Here is a 24,248-nt window from a genome sequence, read left to right as displayed (position 1 = left end):
CCGCCGACCGAATATCGCCCCCCTCATGGTTCGGCGGGCGTCGTCACGAGTGTGCGGCGGCGGCGCGGAGCTGTCTTGAGTCATCGGTTACCCGATTCCGGGGTCCGAGCGCCGCGCCGGGGGAATTCGCCGTCAGCCGCTTTCGTGGCAGCGGTGCCGCAACTCGGGAGAGAGGTCCAGTCCCGAGCGGGCGGGGAAGCGCGACCGGGCCTCGCGGCGGTCGCGGCGGCCTTCCCGCATCCAGGAGAACTGCTGGGGGAAATGCTCGGTGAAGATGGGATGGTCCCCAGGTATCCGCCAGTTCTCCACCCCCTGGCCCGCCGACTGGACGATCCACACCGGCACGGGCGCGCGCATCGTCAGCAGCCCGCGCTGGAGTGACAGGCGCTCGTCGGAGGCCCAGCGCCCGTGGGACAGGCCACGGTGGTCGACCGCGAGGAACCCGCCCGTCTGCTCGCCGGCGAGGAGCGGCCATTCCGTGCGGAGGTACTCGAAGGCGACGAGCGCGTCACGGAGCCCGGCCGTGCCGGTGCGGGCGCCGAGCACACGGCTGCCGAGGCCGGGTACCCGGCCGACCAGGTCCGGCGGCCGTCCGGCCCGGCCGGGGACGTGGCCGGGCCGGACGCCGCGGTCCTGCGCCGGGTCGTCCAGGTCGGGCACCCGGCCGAGCATCTCCCTGTCCAGCGCCATCTGCTCGGCGTCGTACCCGAACGGCAGCCGTACGGCCGGTTCGGCGGTGCCGGGGGCGCACAGCGACTGGAACTCCCGGAAGATCGCCCGGTAGTCCTGCCAGCCCCCGGGGTTGCCCGTGGGCGCGGGGCCGGGGAAGTCGGCGTCGCCCAGCAGGAACTCGGCGACGAAGCGGTTGGTCAGGTCGGCGCTGGCCAGCAGGGTGTTGATGACCCGCAGGGCCGCGCCCGCCCGCATCATCGCCACCTCCCAGACCGGCATCGGGTCCGGCATCCGCACCCGGCACCGCTCAGGGACCCCCGGCGACGCCCGCCCGCCCGCACGCCCCGCCTCCGTTACGTCCCCTGACCCGGCGGCCTCGGCCCGGTGGGCACGGGCGGCGGTGTCCTGGACGGCGGCGCCGGACCCGGTGTCGCGGGTAGCGGTGTTCTGGGCGGAGGTGCCGGAGCCGGGGTCGGGGGAGGCGGTGTCGCGGGACCAGGCGGAGTAGGCGGCGTCGAGGGAGGCGAGGTCGGACGGCTCGATGTCCAGGACCCACCGTTCGGACATGAAGTCGGACCGCTCGACCAGGTAACGCGTCAGCTCGGCCTCGCGCAGGCACCACACCGAGCGCTCGTACCCGGGGGACCGCACCCGGACGATCGCGGGGGTCGCCCCGAACAGCCCCCAGATCATCCCGGTGTTGGTCTCCCACGACGGCACGTGGCTGGCGTCGATCGCGCACCGGCTCGACGACCACAGGGCCGTCCGGCTGAGCGCGGACTTGGTGTCGCCGGACCGGTGGCTGATCGCGACGACGCGGCGCGGCCAGCCGGGTTTCACCGCGTTGAACGCGAAGCAGGCCAGGTCCTTCGGCCGCATGTGCGCCCAGTCGTGCCGCGCCGCGTCCTCCAGCCAGGCCATCGCCTTGAGGGTGAGCAGCCACCGCCGGGCCACCGCGGGCGCGACCATCCGCAGGTACGGGTCGTCCGACCGCGCCGTCCGCAGCAGGCCCTCGACGACGGGATCGGAACGCATGAGTCGGGCCGCCAGCCGCACGGCCTCGCTGACGTCGCCCAGGCAGGTGTCGCGGCTCAGCCACGCCCAGTGCTCGCGCCAGCCCTCCCCCTGGCCCCCTCTGATCCCGTCGGTGCCGGGGAAGGAGAGCCGCCCGCCCGGCGACATCCTCAGGTTGTACATCAGGTCGAGGTGCCGTTCGGCGTACGGGTTCGCGTGGTCCCAGGCGGTCGGGAGCTTGATCTGCCGGGGGAGCGCGAGCCGTTCGGCGGTGAGCTCGGCGAGGTCGCCCGGCGCGCCGCCGGGGGTGAGCATGACGTCGCCGAGCAGGGGCCCGACCGCGCACCCCAGCCAGACGCGGACGTGCCCGGCCCGCACCGCCCGCCCGTCCGCCGGGCCCGGTGCCCGTGCCTCCAGTTCCCGGAGACGAGCGGCCGCGGCGGCTGGTCCTTCGCCCGTGAGGCCGGACGGCCCGGCGGCGAGGAGGTCCGATGGGTCACGGTGGCGGGTGCGCCAGGCCGTGCGCGCGAGGGCGTCCACCATCCGGCCGACGCCATGGTCCGGCCATTCGTCGATCCCGTCGGGCGGGCTCCAGGAGGGCACGCCACCGCTGAGGCCCCTGGCCAGCCACGGGTCCGACATCCACTCCGCGGGGGACGGCGGGGTGTGGCCGCTGGGGCGCCGCATGCCGTCCCGGATCTCCGCCCACGATCCGGCGACGACCGCAGGCCCGGAAGCGACGGCCGGTCTCTGAAGGCCCTCCGGCCCGGAAACGACGGCCGGCCCGGTGTCAGAGGAGATTCCGAGGGCGGCGGCCAGCCAGGCGAACGTGACGGCGGACTCGTTCTGCTCCCGAGCGCCCGGCAGGGATCGTCGCGTCGTCGTGTTCACCGCCATGGTCGGTGGTCGCCTCCATACCGCGAGATCGGAACCGGCCGGTATGCGAGCCTGCCTCAAAATACCCCGAGGTCCCGATTCGGCGTTCCCCGCGGGGTTCCGCGGCCGTACGATGATGTCACTAGAACTTCATTCGGTTGGATAGGTGGACAATGCGCATCGGGCTGAACCTCAACGAACCCTCCGGGCCGGACGCGATCACGAAGCTGCGCGAAAGGATCGCCCGCATCGCCGGCGACGGGTTCGCCACGGCCTGGGCCTCCAACATCTTCGGGCTGGACGCGCTGACCGCGCTCGCGGCGGCGGGCAGCCAGGTGCCGGACATCGAGCTGGGCACCGCCGTCGTGCCGACCTACCCGCGCCACCCCGCCGTTCTCGCGCAGCAGGCCCTCACCACCAGCACGGCCCTCGGCGGGCGGCTCGCGCTCGGCATCGGCCTGTCGCACCAGGTCGTCATCGAGAACATGTACGGGTACAGCTTCGACCGGCCGGCCAGGCACATGAAGGAGTACCTGTCGATCCTGCTCCCCCTGCTGCGCGGGGAGCAGGCGGACTTCGACGGCGAGACCCTCAAGGGGCACATCGGCCTGAACACCCCGGGGGCGGGCGGCGTGCCCGTGCTGGTCGCCGCGCTGGCCCCCCGGATGCTGCGGCTGGCCGGGTCGATGGCGGACGGCACGGTGCTGTGGATGACCGGCCCCAAGACCATCGCCGAGCACGTCGTCCCCACGATCACCGAGGCCGCGCGGGAGGCGGGACGGCCCGCGCCCAGGATCGTGTGCTCGCTGCCGATCGCGGTGACCGAGGACAAGGACGCGGCCCGCGCCCGCGCCTCCGAGACGCTCGCCGTCTACGGCCAGCTCCCGTCGTACCGCGCGATGCTGGACCGCGAAGGCGCCGAAGGGCCCGGCGACGTCGCGATCGTGGGCGACGAGGACGAGGTGACCGGCCAGTTGGAGGCGCTCGCCGCGATCGGGGTGACCGACTTCGCCGCGGCCCAGTTCCTGCCCGGCGACGAGGGCAAGCGCACCCGAGCCCTGCTCACCTCCCTGGTCGCCTGACCGTCACCGCCCGGTCGTCGGCGGCCGCCCGTGGCCGCCCGAAGCGGCGCCGCCGGTCGTCAGCCGATGGTCACTGCGCCCGTCGTGCCGACGCCCGAAGCGGCGCCGCCGGTCGTCAGCCGATGGTGACGGCGCCCGTCGTGCCGTCCACCGTGATCGTCTGGCCGGTGGTGATGCGCGCGGTCGCGTGCGCGACGCCGACCACGGCGGGGATGCCGTACTCGCGGGCCACCACCGATCCGTGCGAGTTCGCGCCGCCCATCTCCATGACCAGCCCGCCCGCCGTGAGGAACAGCGGCGTCCAGCCGGGGTCGGTGGACGGCGCGACCAGGATCTCGCCGGGTTCGAGGTGCGCCCCCACCGGGTCGAGCACGACCCGCGCCGTCCCGGTGACGGTGCCCGTGGACGCGGGCGTGCCGGTGAGCGCGCCCTCGGCGGGGGGCGCCGCGCCCACGGCCTCCGGCTCGGTGCCGTCGGACAGCAGGACCCTCGGCACGTGCCTGCGGCGCAGCTCCCGCTCGTAGGTCGCCCGCCGCAGCTCGACCAGGTCCCGCTGGACGGTGCCGCCGAGCGCGTCCCTGACCTCGGGCAGGCTCAGCATGAAGACGTCGTCGGCGGACCGGAGACGTCCCTGCTCGGCCAGCTCGCGGCCCAGCGCCGCGACCTGCGCCCGCATCGCGGCGACGGCGACGATCAGGTAGTTCTTGGGCATCTCCCGGTAGCCGGCCAGCTCCCTGGCCCGCCGGAGGGCGAAGCGGACGATCCCCCTGCGCAGCGGGCCCGCCCGGCGGGCGAGCGCGGCGGCCATCGCCTCGGCCTCGCGCGCCCCCCGGGCGAACTGCGCGTCCGGGGCCAGCGCCGGGTCGTCCAGCCTGAGGTAGTTGGCGAACACGCCGAGCACGTGCGCGGGGTCGTCGGACCATCTCGGCATGCCGAGGTCGATCTCGGCCACCGCCCGGTGCCCGTACCGGGCCAGGAACCCGGTGAGCTCCTCCTGCAGCACGGGCGGAAGCGGGCCCTCAGGCAGGGCGGGCCCGCCGAGGGCGCGGGCGGAGTCCTCGTCGGCGCGGATCCGGGTGGCGGCGTGCCACAGGTCGAGGTCCATCTCGGTGGTGACGTTGTTCGGCAGGCCGCGGAGCACCGTCTGCAGCTCGCCGGGCCGGGTACGCCCGCGCAGCAGCCGGGCCGCCAGGCCCAGCATCAGGAACCCCGCGACCGGTCCCGGGGCCACCTCGGGCATCAGCGGAACGATCCGCGTGCCCAGCACGCGTTCGATGTGGTCCAGCCGCTGGACGGCGATCGCGCCCTCGGGCGGCGCCAGCCGCGCGCGCAGCAGGTCGCCGACCTGGGCGATGCGCCGGTGGGCGGTCTCCGGCCTGACCACGGCCTGGACGATCCGCACCGGGACGCGGTACTTGACCGCGAGCTTGAGCACCCGCAGCACGGCGGCCAGCGCCGACCCCTTGGCCGGCCCGAGTCTCGGGTCGTCGAACAGGCCGCGCAGGACGACCGCCGACCGCGACTCCATGACGTCGAGCATCCGGGGGAGCACGACACGGCCGGCGCGGCTGCGCAGGATCTTGGTCACGTCGAGGAACACCCGCATGCCCGGCGAGGCGAACGGCGCCGCGACACTGGGCGGCAGGCCGTAGAGCCGGCGGACCGAGGCGGCCATCGTCAGGAAGGCGGAGATCCCGATCGGGGTGATCGGCCGGTTCAGGCCCTGGGCCAGGCTGAAGCAGAAGTACACCCGGAAGCCGTCCGCGCCCTCGGCCAGGGGGTAGAGGGTGGTGATCGGCCGTGCCTGGGTGAGCCACAGGGTGCCCGCCGCGTCGATCGCCCATTCTGTGTCCTGCGGCGAGCCGTAGTGGGCCTCGACGCGGGCGCCGAGCCTGGCCAGCGCGACCACCTGGTCGTCGCTCAGGCACGCCTCCGGCTCCCCGGCGTCGTGGGCGACCTGCTCGGTGCCGCCGCCCGGCAGCGAACGGACCGACAGCAGCTTGTCGCCGAGGGCCCGCTTGGTGATCTTCTTGGCCGGGCTCACCACGAACTGGTCGGGGTTGACGGCGCCGGACACGACGGCCTCGCCGAGCCCGGGGCTCGCGTCGATCACCGTCTCGTGGCGGCGGCCGGTGACCGGGTTGGCGGTGAACATCACCCCGGCGACCTCGGACTGCACCATCTGCTGGATGACGACGGCCAGGTGGACGGCGCCGTGGTCGATGCCGTTCGCGGCGCGGTAGGCGACGGCCCGGTCGGTCCACAGCGAGGCCCAGCACCGGCGGACGGCGTCGAGCATCGCGTCGGGCCCGACCACGTTGAGGTAGGTGTCCTGCTGGCCGGCGAAGCTGGCGTCCGGCAGGTCCTCGGCGGTGGCCGACGACCGGACGGCCACCGGTCCGCCGGCGCTCTCGCGTACCGCGCGGGAGATGTCGCCGGGCACCTCGGCGGCGAGCATGAGGTCGCGGGCGCGCCCGGCGAGCCCGGCCAGGGCGGCGGTGTCGCCGGGCGCCGTGGCGGCGAGGGCCGCGAGGACGTCGCCCAGGCCCGCGCCGCCGGCGACGCGGCGGTAGGCCTCGGTCGTCAGGCAGAAGCCGGGGGGGACGGGAAGCCCGGCCCGCGTGAGCACGCCCAGGTTGGCCGCCTTGCCGCCGACCAGCGGCAGCATGTCGGCGGTGATGTCCTGGAAGGTCATGATGAGCGGCCGGCCGGTGGGCTCCTGGCCGGCGGCCCGGTGGTCACTCTGCGACTTGAGCATTTCGGTCTCCCGCGGCGGCGCGACGGGGGGCGATGGCTCGCCCCGGGTGCCGTTTCGACGCTCGTGTATGACCTCACGATAAACTCATCACGTGATGAAATCAACAACCGGTGAAATGTGATCCCGGCCACGACGCCGCCTGGGCCGGGGTCAGCTCATGGTGTTGCCGCCGTTCACCGCGAGACGCTGGCCGGTGACGAAGGCGGCGCCCGGTGACGCCAGGTACGCGACGGCCTCGGCGACGTCGGCGGGCACCCCCATGTGGCCGAGCGGCAGCCCGCGCCGGTAGCCGGTCCAGTCGTCGCCCTCGTGCCGTTCGACCGGGATCCACCCGGGCTCGACGGTGTTGACCGTGATGCCCAGCGGGCCCAGCTCGCGCGCCCACGACCGGGTGAGGCCGTGCATGGCGGCCTTGGCCGACACGTAGTGCCCGAAGTCGGCGTTGCCGAGATCGGCCACCTCGCTGCCGATGTTGATGATCCGGCCGCCGCCGGCCGCCCGCAGGTCGGGCAGGACGGCGTGCAGGAGCAGCAGCGGCGCCTTCACGAAGAACCTGAGCTGGTCGAGGTGGTCGTCCCAGGTCTGCTTCTCGACCGGCATCATCGGCTGCGGGCCGGTCGCGTTGTTCACGACCACGCTGATCGGGCCGGCGCTCTCCCGGATCTCGGCGACGCCCCGGCGCACCGACTCCTCGTCGGTCACGTCGAAGCGGCATACCACGGCCGCCGGTCCGATGCGCTCGGCCACCGCGGTCGCGCCCGCGGTGTCGTGCGCGTAGTTGACGACGACCTTCCAGCCGCCCTGCGCGAGCCGCTCGGCGATGGCCGCGCCGAGCCCGCGCGACGCTCCGGTGACGAGTGCGCATCCCATATGCGTGTCCTTTCCATGGCTCACCGAGGAGGAACGCCGGAGGGCGGCGTCCGGCGCGACGCTACTCGGTCCCGGGGCACGGGGGGCGTGCGGTCCTAGCCGGCGGTGAGGGCACGCACGGGCACCACCGGGGTGTCGGAGTGCAGGCGGCGCAGCACGCGGCGGAACGCGTAGATCGAGATCGCCACCGCCACGCCGCTGATGCCCGCGACGACCGAGGTGCGGACCAGCAGGTAGGTGCCGATCGACTGGTGCAGCAGCAGCCAGATGCTGACCGTCGAGTTGGCCAGCAGCACGAACGCCCACAGCAGCGTGATCCGGGCGAAGAACCGCCGGACCCGCTCGTGCCGCAGGACGGTCGAGGGCAGGTGGATGTAGTCGAGCGTCAGCTTCTGCACCAGCGGGCGGTTCAGCCGCACCGACGCCAGGAAGGCCATGCTGATGCAGATCGTGCCGAGCTCCGGCTGCAGGAAGTAGACGACGGCGCTGCCCGTCCACCAGCCGAGCGCCGCCCGCGCGGTGATGGCGATCGCCGCCAGCATCATCGTGCCGGGCACCGGCCGCCGCCGGACCACCCGCCACAGCACCCCGCCGTACACCCAGGTGACGGCGGCGACCAGCGCGCCGTCCAGGCCGAGGATGGCGAGCGCGCTGTAGAAGACGGCGAGCGGCGCCACCACGCCCTCCAGGAGCCGGGGCACGGCCTGCCGGAGCAGGGCGGTGATCCTCGGGAGTGCGAAGGACGGAGCGCTCATGCTTCTCCCAAGGAGGACGGCGGAAGACCGACGCTAAGGCTTCCGCGACTACCCTGAACGGGGAATGCCGAAACTTGCGTGAAACGCCGGATTTCTGTCATTGGTGGCCAACCGTACACAATGTCGTGTTCGACAGTACATATACGAAAAAGATCGTTTTAGTGGATCAACTACGCGAGCTGCGACTATGTGTTCGCGTTGTGATGTGGTTGAACATCGGATAACGGTTCGAGAACAGAGGGTTTCCAGTTGGCGTGCGGCCCGCGAGCATGAAGGCATGGCAGTGCTCTCGCGCACGCATGTCCGCTCCGCTGGATGCGTCGCCGACGTGGCCGTCCAGCTCACGGGCTGGCCGGACCTCTCCGTCAGTCGTACCCGCAAGGCGATAAGTTTCCGCACCCGCGGCAGGGAGATCATTCGTATGCGTGGCGACCACACCGCCGAGCTTCTGCTCACGGTGCCGGTCATCGACCGCTGGGCCAGGGTGCTCATCGACTCCAACCGCGTCACCCCGGGCCGCGACGCGGGATGGATCAAGATCGAGATCGAGGACCGCACCGACGCCGAGATGTTCCTGTCACTGGTGAGCGTCGCGCTCAAGGTCAACCAGCGCTGACGGACGGCCGGGCCCGGTGTGGCGTCGGCCGATGGGCGCGTGCGGCGTCAGCCGAGGCTGGTGGTGGCCAGCTTGGCGCCGAAGGCCAGGAAGACGGCGCCGACCCCCGACGTCAGGCCCGCCGACAGCCTCCGCCGCCGCCGGAACTGGCTCGCCAGGTAGACCCCGCCGAAGATCAGGGTCGAGAGGTACAACGCGCTGAAGAACTGGCAGATCGCGCCGAGGATCAGGAACGACACCGCCGGGGCGCCGTAGTGCGGGTCGACGAACTGCACGAAGAACGAGATGAAGAACAGGATCGCCTTGGGGTTGAGCAGGCTGATCGTGAGGGCCTTCCTGAACGGGTCGACGAGGTCCGCGACCGTCTCGGCCGTCGTCTCGCCGTCCTCGTCCCCGCGCCTGCGGAAGGCGGACCGGATCATGCCGATCCCGATCCACGCGAGGTATCCCGCGCCGGCGTACTTCACGATGTTGAACAGCATCGGAGTGGACTGGAGCAGTGAGGCGACCCCGGCCGCGGACAGCACCATCAGCACCGTGTCACCGACGAAAACCCCGGCCGCCGCGCGGTAACCGGTCCGTACACCCCGCTGCGCGCCCGTCGACAACACGTACAGGGAGTTCGGGCCGGGCAGCAGAATGATCAGGAAGGCCCCGACGACGTAGGTCCAGATATTCGTGATGCCGAAGAACATGCCGCCCAGCTCCATGGTCCGAAGGTTGCATCACGTTATACCTGCACAAAGCCACTTATGCGATTCGTTTACCACCTCCCCGACCAGACCGGCCCCCTGCACGAGGTGCGTCCCCGTCGGTACGACCGACGTGCCCTCGGGCAGGGCAGGATGTCCGATGTGCGGGTATTCATCCTGGGGCCGATGGAGGTCGAGGGCGAGGACGGCGCCGCCGTGCCCATCGGCGGGCCCCGGGTCCGGGCGCTCCTGGCCATGCTCGCCCTCGAACCGGGCCGTCTGGTGCCCGCCGACCGCCTCGTGGACGCCCTCTGGGGCGAGAACCTGCCCGCCGCCCCGGCCAACGCCCTCCAAACGCTGGTCAAACGGCTGCGGGCGGCGCTCCTCCCGCACGCCGCCATCGACGGCCGCGCCGGCGGCTACGTCCTGGACCTGACCCCCGATGACGTGGACGCCGCCACGTTCACCCGCCTCGCCGCGCACGGCCGCCTGGACGAGGCCCTCGCGCTGTGGCGCGGCCCCGCGCTCGCCGACCTGCGTGCCGTCCCGCACCTGGCGAACGTCGCCGAGCGGCTGGAGGAACGGCGGCTCGGCGTCGTCGAGGCCCGCGCGGCGGCCCGCCTGTCCGTCGGCCGCGAGACCGACCTGTCGGCGGAGGTGGCGGCCCACCCGCTGCGGGAGCGGCTGTGCGCCCTCGCCATGCGGTCGCTCGCGGCGGGCGGGCGCCAGTCGGAGGCCCTGGCCCTGTACGAGCGCACCCGCCAGGCCCTGGCCGCCGAACTCGGCGTCGACCCCGGCGCCGAACTCCGCGCCACCCACCTCGCCCTCCTGCGCGGAGAGCTCCCCGCGTGGAGGCTTCCCGGGGACGACGAGCCCGCCCGGCCCCGAGGAGACGGTGTGCCCACCCGGATCGCCGGAGATGGCATGCTCGCCCGGTTCGCCAGGGATGATGTGCCCGCGTCGCTGCTCCCCGGGGACGACGTGCCCGTGGCGGGGCTCGCGGTGGACGGTGGCACCGCGCGTCCGCGCCCCAGAGGCAACGTGCGGCCCCTGCCGAACAGCTTCGTCGGGCGGGACCAGGAGGTCGCCGGGACGCGGGCGGCGCTGGCCGGATCCCGGCTGGTGACGATCGTCGGACCCGGGGGAGCGGGCAAGACCCGGCTGGCCACCGAGGTCGCCGCGCGAGCACAGGACGACCTGCCCGACGGCGCCTGGCTGGTCGAGCTGGCCCCGGTCACCGGCCAGGACGTCCCGAACGCCGTGCTGGGCGCCCTCGGCGACCACCTGCTCATCGCCTCGGTCCCGCCCGCCGGCCAGGACACGACCTCCGTCCTGCTGGCCGGGCTCGCCGGACGCCGCCTGCTCCTGGTCCTGGACAACTGCGAGCACGTCGCCGAGGCCGCCGCCCTGCTCGCCGACCGCCTGCTGCGCGAGTGCCCGGACGTGCGCCTGCTGGCGACGAGCAGGGAGCCGCTGGGCGTGCCCGGCGAGGTGCTCGCCCCCCTCCCGGGGCTGGCGCTCCCACCTGAGGGCGCGGGGCCGGGCGAGGCCGCCGGGTACGCCGCCGTCCGGCTGCTCGCCGACCGCGCGGGCGCCGTGCGGCCCGGCTTCGAGATCGACCGGTACGCCGTCGAGGTGTGCCGCCGCCTGGACGGGCTGCCGCTGGCGATCGAGCTGGCCGCCGCGCGCATGCGCGCCCTGACAGCCCGGCAGCTCGCCGAGCGCCTGGACGACCGGTTTCGCCTGCTCACCGGCGGCAGCCGGACCGCGCTGCCCCGGCACCGCACGCTCCGCGCGGTGGTGGAGTGGAGCTGGGATCTGCTGGATCCCGGCGAGCGCCGGCTCGCCCGCCGCTTTTCGGTGTTCGCCGGCGGCGCCACCCTGGAGGCCGCCGAGCAGGTCGGCGGGGGCGAGGTGCTCGGGCTGCTCCCCGCCCTGGTGGACAAGTCGCTCGTCGAGGTGGACGTCTCTGGCCGTTACCGCATGCTGGAGACGATCCGCGCGTACGCCCTGGAGCGCCTGGAGGCGGCGGGGGAGACCACGGCGTACCGCCGCGCGCACGCCGAGCACTTCCTCGCGCTCGCCGAGCGCGCGGAGCCGAGGCTGCGCGCAGCAGGTCAGATCGGGTGGATCCAGCGGCTCACCGCCGAGCACGACAACTTCAACGCGGCGCTGCGCTGGGCGATCGGCACCGGCGAGACCGAACTGGCCGTGCGCCTGTGCGGCACGCTGAACTGGTACTGGTGGATGCACTACCGCGCCGAGGGGCCGATATGGGCGGAGCAGGCGGTGGCGCTCGCCGGCCCGGTCCCGCCGCCGGAGCTGGCGCGCGCGTACGCCGGGTGCCTGTTCGCCATCGGCGCCTCCCGCCTGGGCCACCTGCTCACCGAACCCGCCGGACCCGGGCACCTGGCCGGCCTGGCCGACGCGATGGAGGGGATCGTCGAGGCGGCGGAGGCCGAGGGGCCGGTCAACCCCATGCTGCGCATCGGCCGGGCGGTCATGGCCGGCATGGCGGGCGGGCACGAGCGGGCGTCGGAGCTCCTGGTGGGGTACTCCGCCGAGGACGACGTGTGGCTGCGCAGCTCCGCCCGCATGGTCAGGGGCGGCATGACGGCCGATCCCGCGCTCGCCGAGCGGTTGCTGGAGGAGGCCGCCGCCGGGTTCCGGCTGATCGGCGAGCAGTGGGGGCTCAGCGATTCCCTGCTCCAGCTGGCCGGGGTCCGGGTGGCGAGCGGGCGAGGCGCGCGGGAGCTGCTGGACGAGGTGGGCTCGCTCACCTTCGAGTGGGTCAGCGCCGAGGAGACGATCTCCCGGCTGACCCGCCTGGCCTCACTGCGCGCCCGGTCGGGGGACCTGGCGGGGGCCGCCGCCGACCTCGCCCGCGCACGCGGAGGCGCCGACACCACCCGCGCACGCCGCGACGTGCCCGCGCACGCGCTCGTCCGGTTGCGCATCGGTGAGGCCGAAATCGCCCGGCGATCCGGTGACCTGGACGGCGCCCTGGCCGCGCACCGCGACATCGTCGCCGGGCTCGGCGCCTCGGGGGCCGTCCCCCGGCTGGTGGCGTGGGCGCGGACCGCGTACGGCAGGGCGCTGGCCGACCGGGGGGACGTCGGCGCGGCACTGGACGAGCATCGGGCCGCCCTGGCCGCGCTCGGGAGCACCCCCGACCTGCCAGCCCTCGCCGGGATCCTGTCCGGGTTCGCCATGGCCGTGCTCGCCGGCGGCGACGCCGGGCGGGCGGCCGTGCTGTTCGGTGCGGCCGCGTCGGCGGCGGGCGGGCCGGGCGGCGACACCGACACCACGGCGGCGATGGACGCGGCGCGGTCCGCCCTGGGCGCCGCCGCCTACGACGAGGCGGTGGCCCGGGGGCGCGCCATGACCCGCGATCAGGCGTACACGCTCGCCCGTTCGTCGCGACCGTTGTAGGGGCCGGTCACCAGGTCGCGGATTCGGGTCCGACCATATGTCGCCAGGCAGGGATATAGACCAGTTCACCTGGCCTGTCAGAACGACTCTGCCTGCGGGAAAACCGTGGAGTTTGGGTCTTGCAGGCGCGCTGGACCGGGGCTACGATCGCGGCAACTCTTAGGAAACTTTCCTAAAAGAAATGACCAACGGAGTCGTTCTTTGCCTCGCCCCCCTCCTGACCGAGACGGCTTTGAATCGCGGAGAACATTCGGCCTGAACCGCCCCGCCCGCCCTGGTCCCCCCTTCCGCGTCCTGCCCCCGGGACGTGTACCCCCCGCTTCACGCCAGCATGGGAGCGATCATGCGACGCACCTTCCCCCTGCTTCTCCTCACCGCCGTGGCGAGCCTCCTCGTCGCGGTGTTCGTCCCCCTGAGCGCGCAGGCCGCCTCGTTGAGCGCCACGTTCGTGAAGACCTCCGACTGGGGCTCGGGCTTCGAGGCCAAGTACACGATCGCCAACGGCACCGCGAGCGCGGTGAACGGCTGGACCGTCGAGTTCGACATGCCCTCGGGCACCACCGTCGGCACGTACTGGGACGCGCTGCTCACCCAGTCGGGCGCCCACTACACGTTCAGGAACCGCGAGTACAACGGCTCCCTGGCCCCCGGCGCCTCGGCGGCTTTCGGGTTCGTCGGCACCGGCCCCGGATCCCCCCTGAACTGCAAGCTGAACGGGGCCTCCTGCGGCGGCACCACGACGCCGCCTCCGACGACCCCCACGCCCACCCCGACGCCCACGCCCACGCCGACCACCCCCCCGCCGGCGGGCAGCGTCCTGGTCGCCCCCTACATCGACATCACGATGGCCACGCCGTCGCTGGTCAGCGCCGCCAACGCGACCGGGGTGAAGAACTACACCCTCGCCTTCGCGCTCGGCGACAGCACCGGGTGCAACCCCGCCTGGGGCGGCACCATCCCGCTGAACGACACGCGCGTCATCAACGACGTGCGCGGGCTCCAGGCCAAGGGCGGCCAGGTGATCGTCGCGACCGGCGGCGCCGTCGGGCCGTACCTGGAGCACAGTTGCGGCACCACCGCCCAGTTGCTCGCCGCCTACAAGAAGGTGCTCGACACCGTCGGCACCAACTACCTGGACGTCGACATCGAGGCCTCGATCGACATCAACAAGGTCAACTCCGCGCTCAAGCAGTTGCAGAACGAGCGCGGCACGGTCATCAGCTACACGATGCGCATCCTCGGCCAGGACTACGGGATGGACCCGTTCTCGGTCCAGATCCTCCAGGACGCCGCCGCCAAGGGGCTGAACGTCCTGGTCAACCCGATGCTCATGGACTTCGGCTTCTCCGGCAACTGGGGCGACGCGATGGTCTCCGCCGCCGGCGCGACGCTGGGCCAGATGAGGACGATCTGGCCGTCCAAGACCGACGCGCAGCTCAAGCGCCTGCTCGGGCTCACGCCGATGATCGGCAAGAACGACACGGGCCAGACCACCACCCAGGCCGACGCGCGCAAGGTGCTCGCCTTCGCCCAGTCCAACCACGTCGGCCGCATCGGTTTCTGGTCACTCGGCCGCGACAACGGCGGCTGCCCCAACGGCACGCTCTCGCCCACCTGCAGCGGCGTCAGCCAGTCGGCCTACGAGTTCACCTCGATCTTCAAGGCCTTCACGGGCTGACATCGGACCCGCCGGTACGGCGCCCCCCGGCCGTACCGGCTCGTTAGAGGAGCTTCAATGCGATTCATCCGTCTATGCGTCGCGGCGCTGATCGCCGCGGCCGCCGTACTGGTCGCCACGACCGGGTCCGCGTTCGCGGCCTCGGCCACCGCGACCTTCACCAAGCCCCAGGACTGGGGCAGCGGGTTCGAGGGCAAGTACACGGTCACCAACGGCACCACCACCGCGCTGAACGGCTGGAGCGTCGCCTTCGACCTGCCCTCCGGCTTCGCGGTGACCACCGCGTGGGACGCGGTGATGACCAGGAGCGGTCAGCACTACACCTTCACCAACCCGAGCTGGGCCCCGACGCTCGCCGCCGGCGCCAGCACCAGCTTCGGCTTCAACGGCAGCCCCGGCAACTTCAGCGCCCCGCTGAACTGCACCCTCAACGGCGCCTCCTGCTCGGGCGGCACCACCAACCCCGGGGCCCCGGGCGCGCCGGGCACGCCGTCCGTCACCGGCACCACCGGCTCGGCGATCTCCCTGTCCTGGGCCGCCTCGACCGGCACCGTCACCGGCTACCGGGTGTACGAGGGCTCCACGGTCCGGGCGACCGTCACCGGCACCTCCGCCACGATCGGCTCGCTGGGCACGTGCACGACCCACACCTACAGCGTCAAGGCCTACAACTCGGTCGGCGAGTCCGCCGCGAACGGCTCGGCCACCGGCACGACCACCGGCTGCACCACCCCCACAGGCGGCAAGGGCGCCCCGTACCTCTACCTCGGCTGGGGCAACCCGCCCAGCCCCACGACCGTCATGAACGCGACCGGCGTCAAGTGGTTCACGATGGCGTTCGTCCTGGCGAGCGGCGGCTGCAACCCGATGTGGGACAGCCAGCGGCCCATCTCGGGCGGCGCGGACGCCACGGCCATCGCCCAGATCCGCGCGGCCGGCGGTGACATCGTCCCCTCGTTCGGCGGCTGGAGCGGCAACAAGCTCGGCCCCAACTGCTCCACCCCGCAGGCACTGGCCGGCGCCTACCAGCAGGTCATCAGCGCCTACAACCTCAAGGCCATCGACATCGACATCGAGAACAGCGACGAGTTCGAGAACGAGGCCGTGCAGGACCGCATCCTGAACGCACTGAAGATCGTCAAGCAGAACAACCCCGGCATCAAGACGATCGTCACGTTCGGCACCAGCACCACCGGCCCGACGTACTACGGCACCCGCCTGATCAACCAGGCGGCGGCGCTCGGCGCCAACATCGACGTGTTCACGATCATGCCGTTCGACTTCGGCGGCGGCGCGAACATGTACCAGAACACCGTGAACGCCTCCGAGGGCCTGAAGAACGCGCTCAAGACCGCTTTCGGCTGGTCCGACGCCACCGCGTACGCCCACATGGGGATCTCCGGCATGAACGGCCTGTCCGACCAGCAGGAGGTCACCACCGCGGCGATCTGGACGCAGATCCGCGACTGGGCCAAGGCCAGGGGCCTGGCCCGGCTGGCCTTCTGGTCGGTCAACCGCGACCGCCCCTGCCCCGGCGGCGGCGTGAACGAGTCCTGCAGCGGCGTCGCCCAGAGCGACTGGCAGTTCACCTCGATCACCGCGGGCTTCTGACCCGGCCCGCGGGCCCGGTCGCGTACGCGCGGCCGGGCCGGGACCCGAGGCCACGCCGGCGCCTGCGATCCAGGCCCGCCGGCCCGCCCGGGACCCGCTGACCGTGCGGCCCGCGCCGCTCCGACCCCCCAAGGGCGGCGCTGGCCGCACACCCGCACCCGCACCCCGGCCCGCCCCGGGGTGCGGGCCCCGACCCCGGTACCTCCCCTCGGGAAGTTGCGTCATGAGACTCCGCCCCGCCACCTGGCCCCTCGCCGCCGCCACGGCCCTCCTCGCGGTCACCGCCGCGCTCGCCGTCCCCGGGACCGCGTACGCCGACACCGCCGTCTTCGCCAAGACCGCGAGCTGGGACGCCGGCTACAACGGCCAGTTCACCATCACCAACACCGGCTCCTCGGCGCTGAACGGCTGGACCGTCGCCTTCGACCTGCCCTCCGGGACCACGGCCGGGACGTACTGGGACGCGCTCATGACCCGCTCGGGCGACCACTACACGTTCAAGAACCGCGAGTACAACGGCACGCTGGCCCCGGGCGCGTCCACCACGTTCGGCTGGGTGGCGGCCGGCACCGGCTCACCCGCCGGGTGCACGCTGAACGGCGGCTCCTGCGCCGGCGGCACCACCCCCACCCCGACGCCCACGCCCACGCCGACCGTCCCGACGCCGCCGCCCGGCACCCCGGGGTCGCTCTTCCACGCGCCCTACGTCGACATGGGCGCCTGGCCGACCCCGAGCCTCGCCGCGATGAGGTCCGCCTCCGGGCTGAAGAACCTCACCCTGGCCTTCGTGACCGCCTCGGCCTGCAAGGCGATGTGGTTCAACGCCTACGACCCCCGCCAGGGCTGGGCCAAGGACCAGATCGACGCCCTGCGCGGCGCCGGCGGCGACGTGAAGATCTCCTTCGGCGGCGCCAGCGGCATCGAGCTGGCCCAGGCGTGCTCCGATGTGAACGCCCTGTTCACCGAGTACGACGCCGTGGTCAAGGCGTACGCGCTGAAGTACGCCGACTTCGACATCGAGGGCGCGGCCTCGGCCGACCCGGTGTCGGTGGCCCGCAGGTCGCAGGCGCTGGCGCGGCTCCAGCAGGCCAACCCCGGCCTGAAGATCTCGCTCACCCTGCCCGTGCTGCCCGAAGGGCTCACCGCCGACGGCCTGAACGTGGTGCGGTCGGCCCGCGACGCCGGCGTGGCGCTGGACGTCGTCAACGTCATGGCGATGGACTACTACCGCTCCACCGACTACGGCGACGCCGCCGTCCAGGCCGCGCAGAGCACCTTCACCCAGCTCAAATCCCTCTACCCCGGCAGGACCGACGCCCAGATCTGGCGCATGGTCGGCGTCACGCCGATGGTCGGCCAGAACGACGACGGCCGGATCTACGACCAGGCCGACGCCCGCCAGCTCGTCGCGTTCGCCAAGACCAGGCATCTGGGCGAGCTGGCCTTCTGGGAGATGACCCGCGACCGCAACGCCTGCACCGGAGCCCTGTACATGTGCACGAACATCGCCCAGTCGCCGTACGACTTCTCCAAGATCTTCGCGGGGTACACCGGATGAGCCGCGTGTCCCGCCTCAGGGCGCTCGCCGTCACGGCCGTCCTGGCCCTCGGCGCCGCCGTGCTCCCCGCCACGGCGGCCCTGGCCGCCAACATCGCCGCCAACCCCGGCTTCGAGAGCGGTCTGAGCGGCTGGACCTGCGCGTCCGGCTCGCGGACCGTCACCAGCCCCGTGCACGGAGGCGCCGCCGCGCTGGAGGCGACCCCGGCCGGTTCGGACTTCGCCCGCTGCTCCCAGGCGGTGCGGGTGAAGCCGTCCTCCTCGTACACGCTGTCGGCGTGGGTCCGGGGGAACTACGTCTTCCTCGGCGCGCTCGGCACGGGCACCACCGACGTCAGCACCTGGGGCGCCCCCGGCGCGGCCTGGACCCAGCTCACCACCGCCTTCACCACCGGCGCGGCCACGACGTCGGTGACGGTCTACGTCAACGGCTGGTACGGCACCGGCGCCTACAACGCCGACGACCTGGTCCTGGACGGGCCCGCGGGCGACGGCGGCGGCACCCAGGTCCCGGCGGTGCCCACCGGGCTGGCGGTCACCGCCACCACGTCCTCGACGGTCTCGCTGAGCTGGTCGGCCTCCTCGGGGGCGACCGGGTACGGCCTCTACCGGGACGGGACCAGGGTCGCCACGCCCGCCGGCACCACGTACACCGCCACCGGGCTCACCTCCGGTACGGCGTACCGGTTCTCGGTGAGCGCCAGCAACGCGGCGGGGGAGTCGGCGCGCTCGGCCGAGGTCACCGGCACGCCCACCACCGGCCCGCCGCCGTCGGGGACGCTGCCCAAGCGGGTGCTGGTGGGCTACCTCCACGCGTCGTTCGCCAACGGGTCCGGATACATCAGGATGAGCGATGTCCCGAACGCCTGGGACGTCATCGACCTCGCCTTCGGCGAGCCCACCTCCGTGACCTCGGGCGACATCCGGTTCAACCGGTGCCCGTCCGGCGAGTGCCCGAACGTCGAGAGCGACGCCGACTTCGCCGCCGCCGTCCGCGCCAAGCAGGCGGCCGGCAAGAAGGTGCTCATCTCGATCGGCGGCCAGAACGGCCAGGTCCAGCTCACCACGACCGCCGCCCGCGACACCTTCGTCACCTCGGTCGCCGCGATCATCGACAGGTACGGCCTCGACGGGCTCGACATCGACTTCGAGGGCCACTCCCTGTCACTGAACCCCGGCGACACCGACTTCAGGAACCCCACGACACCGGTCGTGGTGAACCTGATCGCGGCGCTGAGGACGCTCAAGGCCAGGTACGGCTCGAAGTTCGTGCTGACCATGGCGCCGGAGACGTTCTTCGTCCAGCTCGGGTACCAGTTCTACGGCACCGGGACCGGCGGGGCAGACCAGCGCTCGGGGTCGTACCTGCCGGTGATCCACGCCCTGCGCGACTCCCTCACGCTGCTCCACGTACAGGACTACAACTCCGGCCCGATCACCGGGCTGGACAACCAGTGGCACACCATGGGCGCGGCCGACTTCCACGTGGCCATGACCGACATGCTGCTCGCGGGCTTCCCCGTCCAGGGGAACGCCGCGAACTTCTTCCCGGCGCTGCGCCCCGACCAGGTCGCCATCGGCCTGCCCGCCGCGCCGTACGCCGGGAACGGCTTCACCACGGTGGGCGAGGTCCAGAAGGCCTTCGACTGCCTGGCGAAGGGGACCAACTGCGGTTCCTACCGGCCGCGCGGGGTCTACCCGAGCCTGCGCGGCCTCATGACGTGGTCGATCAACTGGGACAGGTACAACGGATCGGAGTTCTCCCTGAGCCACCGCGCGTACCTGAACGCGCTCCCGTAATGCACACTGACCATGCCATCGTCACCCATTGGAGTCAAAACACTTCTTTGTGTGAACAATTCTGGATAGATAGTGGCAATTTTCGTCCCCGAGTGGTCGGTTTGGCCTGCCGTCCGGCAGGCTAGTGGGCGTCATGGACTATGCAATCGTCACGGGGCTCGTCCTCGCATCAGGTGTCGTGCTCGCGGTCGTCGCGCAATGGAAGGGCTGGAAACCGTCCCTCGCCGTCGCGCTGGCGATCGGCATCGGGGTCCGTGTTCTGATCATGGTCCTGTCCGCGAAGGACAGCTGGCAACCGGTCGACTTCGTGAACAGCTTCAAACCGGCGGGCGAGGCCATCCTCGCCCACCGGGACCCCGTCCTCGGCAGCGAGGGCGGCTGGCACTTCCTCCCGACGATCCCGTACGTCTACGGGTTACTCCTGTGGATGCACATCCCGTGGGAGATCGCCGGCCGCCTGGTGACCGTGGTCTCCGACATCATCCTGATCCCTCTGGTGGGCAAGCTGGCCGGCGGCAAGGACGCCCGCCTGCGCGCCTTCCAGTACGCCTGCAACCCCTTGGCGCTGCTGGTCGCGTCGGTGCACGGCCAGGTCGAACCGGTCTCCCTGGCCTTCGGCGTCGGCGCCTTCATCGTGGCGCGGAACGCCAGGACCTCGCGGCCGGTCCGCAACGCGATCGTCGCGGGCCTGCTGATGGGCCTCGCGCTGTGCGCCAAGAGCTGGCCGATCTGGCTGGTCCCCGGCATGCTGCTGTTCCTGCCCGACCTGCGGAGCCGGCTGTACGCGTTCTTCACCACCGGCGTCGCGCCCATCTTCTTCCTCGTCACCCTGCCCATCGGCGCGGGCACGTCGCTCTCCCAGCTCCCCGAGGTGATCAAGACCATCGGCGACGTGCGCCCGATCATCGGCGAGTGGGGCTGGACGGCGCTCAAGGTGGGCGGCAACTGGACCCTGGACGCCGACCTCGCCCGCTACGGCCAGTGGATGATCTACGGCACGCTGATCGTCGTCACGATCCTGTGGCGCAAGGCCGATCCCATCGACCTGACCACGGCCCTGCTGCTGGCCTTCATGGTGGTGACCCCGCGGCTCGGCGCGCAGTACCTCATGTGGTTCATGCCGTTCCTGGTGGCCAGGCCGACGCGGTTCGCCTGGCCGGTCATCCTCGGCACCTCGACCTGGGCGGCGGTCGGATATCTGTATCTGACCCAGTTCAACGACGTGCGATGGTGGAACCTGCACTCTCCGTGGGCGATGAGCTCGGCGGTGCTGCTCCCCATCCTGGTCGCCGCCATGCCGTGGGGGGCGCGCAGGACCGGGCGGGAGGACGCCGTCCGCACGGGCGCCGAGACTCCGCTGGCTCCGGTGACCGCCTCCGCCTGACCCTGCCCGGGCGGTGGTGCCGTTGACTATGAGCAAGCGCTTGCTCAAAATCGGTGAGTGGAGACCTTCGCGGAACTGGTCGAGGCGCGCGCGCACGACGGGCGGCCCGGCCTCCGGTTCGAAGACCGGACCTACACCTGGGCGGAGGTCGTACGGGAGGCGCGCGGGCGGGCCGCGCTCGCGCTCGCGACGCGCCGGCCCGGACGGCCCTTCCACGTCGGCGTCCTGCTGGACAACGTCCCGGAGTACGTCTTCTGGATCTTCGGAGCCGCGCTCGCCGGAGCCGCCGTGGCCGGGATCAACCCCACGCGGCGCGGGGCTGAGCTGGCCGCCGACATCCGGCACACCGACTGCCTCTTCGTGGTCACCGACTCCGGGCTGTCCGGCCTGCTCGACGGCCTGGACCTGGGCGCCCCGGTCCTGCTCGCCGACGACCCCGGCTACCGCGCCTCGGTGACCGGCCGCGAGGACCTTCCCGCCGCGGGCCGTGCGGCGCGGGACCCGTTGCTCCTGCTGTTCACCTCGGGCTCCACCGGCGCCCCCAAAGCGGTCATCTGCTCCCAGGGACGCCTGGCGGAGATCGGCGCGCACGGGAGCGCGTTCGGGATCGGGCCGGACTCGGTCACCTACGTCGCCATGCCGCTGTTCCACGGCAACGCGGTGATGGCGAACCTCGCGATGGCGACGCACGGGGGAGCGGCCGTTGCCCTGCGCCGGCGGTTCAGCGCCTCCGGCTTCCTCCCCGATATCCGGAAATATGGGGTTACGTACTTCAACTATGTGGGGCGGGCGCTCGCCTACATCCTCGCCACCCCCGAGCACCCCGACGACGCGGACAACACCCTGGCCGCCGCCTTCGGCACCGAGGCGTCCGCGCGGGACATGGCCGAGTTCGGCCGGCGCTTCGGCTGCCACATCATCGAGGGGTACGGCTCCAGCGAGGGCGTGATCGCGATCAACAAGGATCCGGGGACGCCGCCGGACGCCCTCGGCCTGCCGCGCCCCGACATGGACCTGGCGATCCACGACCCGGACACCGGCCGCGAATGCCCCCGCGCGATCTTCGGCGAGGCGCGGAGGCTGGTCAACGCGCACGAGGCCATCGGCGAGATCGTCCGGCGCGGCGCGACCTTCGAGGGGTACTACGCCGACCCCGAGGCGGACGCCCAGCGGTTGCGCGACGGCTGGTACTGGAGCGGCGACCTCGGTTACCGCGACCAGGACGGCTACTTCTACTTCGCCGGGCGGGACGCCGACCGGCTGCGCGTCGACAGCGAGAACTTCGCCGCCGCGCCGGTCGAGCGCATCCTGTCCCGGTACGCGCCGGTGGTGATGTGCGCGGTGTACGCGGTGCCCGACCCGCGCACCGGCGATCAGGTGATGGCCACACTGGAACTGTCCGGCGCCTTCGACCCGGACGATTTCGCCGCGTTCCTGCGCGACCAGCCCGACCTGGGCACCAAATGGGCGCCGCGCTTCGTACGGCTCATCGAGGCGATGCCGCTCACCGCCACCAACAAGGTGGACAAGAACGGCCTCCGACGCGAACGGTGGGAATGCGCCGATCCGGTGTACTGGCGGCCGGACCGGGACCCGCACTACGTGCCGCTGACCGACGCCGGCCGCGCCGCGCTGAGGAGGCGCTTCGCCGAGACCGGGCGCGGCAACCTGCTCTTCTGAGGTCCGCCGTGCCTACGAGCGGGGCCGCTCACTGGGGATCTCGCCCGACACGAACGCGCCGGACCACTTGGCGCCCGGGTCGCTGTCGATGAACAGGGCGCGGGTCAGCAGGGTGAGCGGGATGGCGAGCAGCGCCCCGAGCGGCCCGAGCACCGTCGCCCAGATGATCAGCGAGAGGAACGTCACCGTCGTGCTCAGCCCCACCGCGTCACCGAGGAACTTCGGCTGGATGAACGACTGCACCACGATGTTGATCACCATGTAGACGATGACGACAAGGATCATCGCCCGGATCCCCCCGGTGAGCAGCGCCAGGAGCGCGGGGGGCACCAGCCCGATGACGAACCCGATGTTCGGGATGTAGTTGGTGATCAATGCGACCACCCCCCACAGCAGGGGCAGCGGCACATGCAGGACGTACAGCCCGACGACGTCCAGCGCGGCGCAGATCAGGCCGAAGATCGTGGAGACGAGCAGGTAGCGGCGGGTCTTGTGGGCGAAGGTCGTGAGCGCCGTGGTGATCGCCGGCCGCTCGGCGGACGCGGCCGACATGATGCGGGAGATGACCGGCGCGTCCAGGCTCATCGCCAGCAGCAGGATGACGATCAGGAGCAGGCTGGACACCACTCCGAGCACGCTGGACAGCAGTCCCTGGGCGAACTCGAAGATCTTGCCCGGGTCGAAGGACCGGAGCGCCTTGCTCACCTGCGGGGCGATGCCGTGCGCGGCGGCCCAGCTCTGCGCGTCCGCCACCAGCTTGTTGAACTGGTTGGAGTAGCCGGGGACCAGCACCGCCATCTGCACCACGGCGACGGTCAGGACCGCGACCATGCCGAGCAGGCCCACGATGACGACGGCCAGCGGGACCGCCACCACCAGCCAGCCGGGCGCGTGCCTGCGCGTCAGCCAGGCCCTGATGGGGGAGACGGCGATGGTCAGGACGAGCGCGAGCACGACAGGGCCCACGATCGTGTCGATCGCCTTGATGCCCGCGAGCGTGACAACGGCCGCGGCCGTGATGAGCAGCATGACCAGTGCGCGGGGTATCGCTCGATCACTCATGGCCTGCCTCGATAGGGTCGGGATCCTCTGGTTGTACCGCTTGTTGGACGGAAGTTGGCCATGGGGCCCAAAGGTTCTACTGGATCGTTGCTCGTTATGGATCGAGTGCGGGCCGGAGGCTGCTAATCTTTTGGACGTCGGCCTGATCGGCCAACACCCCCGCTCACCACCTCGTGTGGATGACGCGTGGGCGTCGTTGGACGTGGTGCCGGCACCCCTCGTAAAAGATCTTCCTACCTCCGCTTGCGTTGGTAGGACAGTCTGAGTAAGTTAGAGGGGTTGCCCTGGAAACGGGGTGGTCTGAATTCTAGATGGTTCGCCGGGTTGGAAGTCAAGTGCCTGCAAAGGTGCGGTTTGCTCCTGGTCAAGCGGACCTTGTAGGATGAGGGCATACGAGATGGAAGCCCCGGAGTCTTGAATCCTTGCGGGTTCGGGTGATGGTGTACGCGTCCGTTTCTTGAGAACTCAACAGTGTGTTAAAAGCCAGTGCATGATTATGCATTTTCTCCGTCTTTCGCGCGCCTTTTGTGGTGTGCGGGGATGGTTCCTTTGGTTGACACCTCATGCTTGATAGCGGGTGTGGTGGTGTTCGCCGGGATTTCTTCAGGCATTGTTTGGAGAGTTTGATCCTGGCTCAGGACGAACGCTGGCGGCGTGCTTAACACATGCAAGTCGAGCGGAAAGGCCCTTCGGGGTACTCGAGCGGCGA

15 protein-coding genes and 1 rRNA gene are annotated in these 24,248 nt (G+C 71.9%); 10 read left to right on the top strand and 6 right to left on the bottom strand.

Annotation, left to right across the window (positions count from 1 at the left end):
- Positions 1-132: 132 nt before the first annotated feature.
- A complete protein-coding gene (locus NYZ98_RS24980; protein ID WP_262845532.1) occupies positions 133-2,583 on the bottom strand; it encodes a hypothetical protein in 2,451 nt (816 codons plus the stop codon).
- Positions 2,584-2,735: 152 nt separating this feature from the next.
- On the opposite strand from NYZ98_RS24980, the gene NYZ98_RS24975 reads away from it, so the two are divergent.
- The gene (locus NYZ98_RS24975) at positions 2,736-3,644 is read left to right on the top strand and encodes an LLM class F420-dependent oxidoreductase (RefSeq protein ID WP_262845530.1); all 909 of its coding nucleotides are present in this window, start codon (positions 2,736-2,738) and stop codon (positions 3,642-3,644) included.
- A gap of 115 nt (positions 3,645-3,759) precedes the next feature.
- On the opposite strand, the gene NYZ98_RS24970 is transcribed toward NYZ98_RS24975, so the two are convergent.
- The 3 genes from NYZ98_RS24970 to NYZ98_RS24960 all read right to left on the bottom strand — a co-directional run bounded on the left by NYZ98_RS24970 (position 3,760) and on the right by NYZ98_RS24960 (position 8,027).
- Complete coding sequence (locus NYZ98_RS24970) at positions 3,760-6,402, bottom strand: PEP/pyruvate-binding domain-containing protein (protein WP_262845528.1); 2,643 nt, start codon at positions 6,400-6,402, stop codon at positions 3,760-3,762.
- Between the two features lie 150 nt (positions 6,403-6,552).
- On the bottom strand, positions 6,553-7,272 hold the full coding sequence (locus NYZ98_RS24965) for an SDR family oxidoreductase (protein ID WP_262845526.1): 720 nt from the start codon (positions 7,270-7,272) through the stop codon (positions 6,553-6,555).
- A gap of 95 nt (positions 7,273-7,367) precedes the next feature.
- Positions 7,368-8,027 (bottom strand): DUF3159 domain-containing protein, encoded by a 660-nt coding sequence (locus NYZ98_RS24960; protein WP_262845524.1) that lies wholly within the window; start codon positions 8,025-8,027, stop codon positions 7,368-7,370.
- A 277-nt stretch (positions 8,028-8,304) separates the two neighbouring features.
- On the opposite strand from NYZ98_RS24960, the gene NYZ98_RS24955 reads away from it, so the two are divergent.
- Positions 8,305-8,643 carry a luciferase domain-containing protein gene (locus NYZ98_RS24955; protein ID WP_262845523.1) on the top strand — a complete coding sequence of 113 codons (339 nt, stop codon included), beginning with the start codon at positions 8,305-8,307 and terminating at the stop codon, positions 8,641-8,643.
- A gap of 47 nt (positions 8,644-8,690) precedes the next feature.
- On the opposite strand, the gene leuE is transcribed toward NYZ98_RS24955, so the two are convergent.
- On the bottom strand, positions 8,691-9,338 hold the full coding sequence (gene leuE / locus NYZ98_RS24950) for a leucine efflux protein LeuE (RefSeq protein ID WP_380708593.1): 648 nt from the start codon (positions 9,336-9,338) through the stop codon (positions 8,691-8,693).
- Positions 9,339-9,395: 57 nt separating this feature from the next.
- Here leuE and NYZ98_RS24945 point away from each other — a divergent pair, with 57 nt between their 5' ends.
- From NYZ98_RS24945 to NYZ98_RS24915, 7 genes are all read left to right on the top strand, one after another.
- Positions 9,396-12,767 carry an AfsR/SARP family transcriptional regulator gene (locus NYZ98_RS24945; RefSeq protein WP_262845519.1) on the top strand — a complete coding sequence of 1,124 codons (3,372 nt, stop codon included), beginning with the start codon at positions 9,396-9,398 and terminating at the stop codon, positions 12,765-12,767.
- 343 nt (positions 12,768-13,110) lie between these two features.
- Entirely contained in the window at positions 13,111-14,445 is a 1,335-nt protein-coding gene (locus NYZ98_RS24940) for a cellulose binding domain-containing protein (RefSeq protein ID WP_262845517.1), read from the top strand.
- A gap of 57 nt (positions 14,446-14,502) precedes the next feature.
- On the top strand, positions 14,503-16,056 hold the full coding sequence (locus NYZ98_RS24935) for a cellulose binding domain-containing protein (RefSeq protein WP_262845515.1): 1,554 nt from the start codon (positions 14,503-14,505) through the stop codon (positions 16,054-16,056).
- A 223-nt stretch (positions 16,057-16,279) separates the two neighbouring features.
- The gene (locus NYZ98_RS24930) at positions 16,280-17,614 is read left to right on the top strand and encodes a cellulose binding domain-containing protein (protein ID WP_262845513.1); all 1,335 of its coding nucleotides are present in this window, start codon (positions 16,280-16,282) and stop codon (positions 17,612-17,614) included.
- Complete coding sequence (locus tag NYZ98_RS24925; RefSeq protein WP_262845511.1) at positions 17,611-19,413, top strand: chitinase; 1,803 nt, start codon at positions 17,611-17,613, stop codon at positions 19,411-19,413. The genes NYZ98_RS24930 and NYZ98_RS24925 overlap by 4 nt, the downstream gene beginning before the upstream one ends.
- A gap of 133 nt (positions 19,414-19,546) precedes the next feature.
- Entirely contained in the window at positions 19,547-20,797 is a 1,251-nt protein-coding gene (locus NYZ98_RS24920) for a hypothetical protein (protein ID WP_262845509.1), read from the top strand.
- A 57-nt stretch (positions 20,798-20,854) separates the two neighbouring features.
- Positions 20,855-22,477, top strand: coding sequence for an AMP-binding protein (locus NYZ98_RS24915; RefSeq protein ID WP_262845507.1), 1,623 nt, complete (start codon positions 20,855-20,857; stop codon positions 22,475-22,477).
- Between the two features lie 12 nt (positions 22,478-22,489).
- Here the strand turns inward: NYZ98_RS24915 and NYZ98_RS24910 are convergent, their stop codons facing one another.
- Positions 22,490-23,539, bottom strand: a complete 1,050-nt coding sequence (locus tag NYZ98_RS24910) for an AI-2E family transporter (protein ID WP_262845505.1) — start codon at positions 23,537-23,539, stop codon at positions 22,490-22,492.
- Between the two features lie 611 nt (positions 23,540-24,150).
- Here NYZ98_RS24910 and NYZ98_RS24905 point away from each other — a divergent pair.
- Positions 24,151-24,248 (top strand): 16S ribosomal RNA (locus tag NYZ98_RS24905); the annotation flags it as partial.

This window comes from Sphaerisporangium corydalis, from assembly GCF_025506355.1.
GTDB classification, from domain to species: domain Bacteria; phylum Actinomycetota; class Actinomycetes; order Streptosporangiales; family Streptosporangiaceae; genus Sphaerisporangium; species Sphaerisporangium corydalis.
The sequence above is the reverse complement of the archived record's forward strand: the minus strand, read 5'-3'. Positions and strand labels throughout refer to the sequence as shown.

Excerpts from the sequence above, each read along its gene's own strand:
- NYZ98_RS24980 (WP_262845532.1), bottom strand. The coding sequence starts at position 2,583 with ATGGCGGTGAACACGACGACGCGACGATCCCTGCCGGGCGCTCGGGAG.
- NYZ98_RS24975 (WP_262845530.1), top strand. The coding sequence starts at position 2,736 with ATGCGCATCGGGCTGAACCTCAACGAACCCTCCGGGCCGGACGCGATC.
- NYZ98_RS24970 (WP_262845528.1), bottom strand. The coding sequence starts at position 6,402 with ATGCTCAAGTCGCAGAGTGACCACCGGGCCGCCGGCCAGGAGCCCACC.
- NYZ98_RS24965 (WP_262845526.1), bottom strand. The coding sequence starts at position 7,272 with ATGGGATGCGCACTCGTCACCGGAGCGTCGCGCGGGCTCGGCGCGGCC.
- NYZ98_RS24960 (WP_262845524.1), bottom strand. The coding sequence starts at position 8,027 with ATGAGCGCTCCGTCCTTCGCACTCCCGAGGATCACCGCCCTGCTCCGG.
- NYZ98_RS24955 (WP_262845523.1), top strand. The coding sequence starts at position 8,305 with ATGGCAGTGCTCTCGCGCACGCATGTCCGCTCCGCTGGATGCGTCGCC.
- leuE (WP_380708593.1), bottom strand. The coding sequence starts at position 9,338 with ATGTTCTTCGGCATCACGAATATCTGGACCTACGTCGTCGGGGCCTTC.
- NYZ98_RS24945 (WP_262845519.1), top strand. The coding sequence starts at position 9,396 with ATGCGATTCGTTTACCACCTCCCCGACCAGACCGGCCCCCTGCACGAG.
- NYZ98_RS24940 (WP_262845517.1), top strand. The coding sequence starts at position 13,111 with ATGCGACGCACCTTCCCCCTGCTTCTCCTCACCGCCGTGGCGAGCCTC.
- NYZ98_RS24935 (WP_262845515.1), top strand. The coding sequence starts at position 14,503 with ATGCGATTCATCCGTCTATGCGTCGCGGCGCTGATCGCCGCGGCCGCC.
- NYZ98_RS24930 (WP_262845513.1), top strand. The coding sequence starts at position 16,280 with ATGAGACTCCGCCCCGCCACCTGGCCCCTCGCCGCCGCCACGGCCCTC.
- NYZ98_RS24925 (WP_262845511.1), top strand. The coding sequence starts at position 17,611 with ATGAGCCGCGTGTCCCGCCTCAGGGCGCTCGCCGTCACGGCCGTCCTG.
- NYZ98_RS24920 (WP_262845509.1), top strand. The coding sequence starts at position 19,547 with ATGGACTATGCAATCGTCACGGGGCTCGTCCTCGCATCAGGTGTCGTG.
- NYZ98_RS24910 (WP_262845505.1), bottom strand. The coding sequence starts at position 23,539 with ATGAGTGATCGAGCGATACCCCGCGCACTGGTCATGCTGCTCATCACG.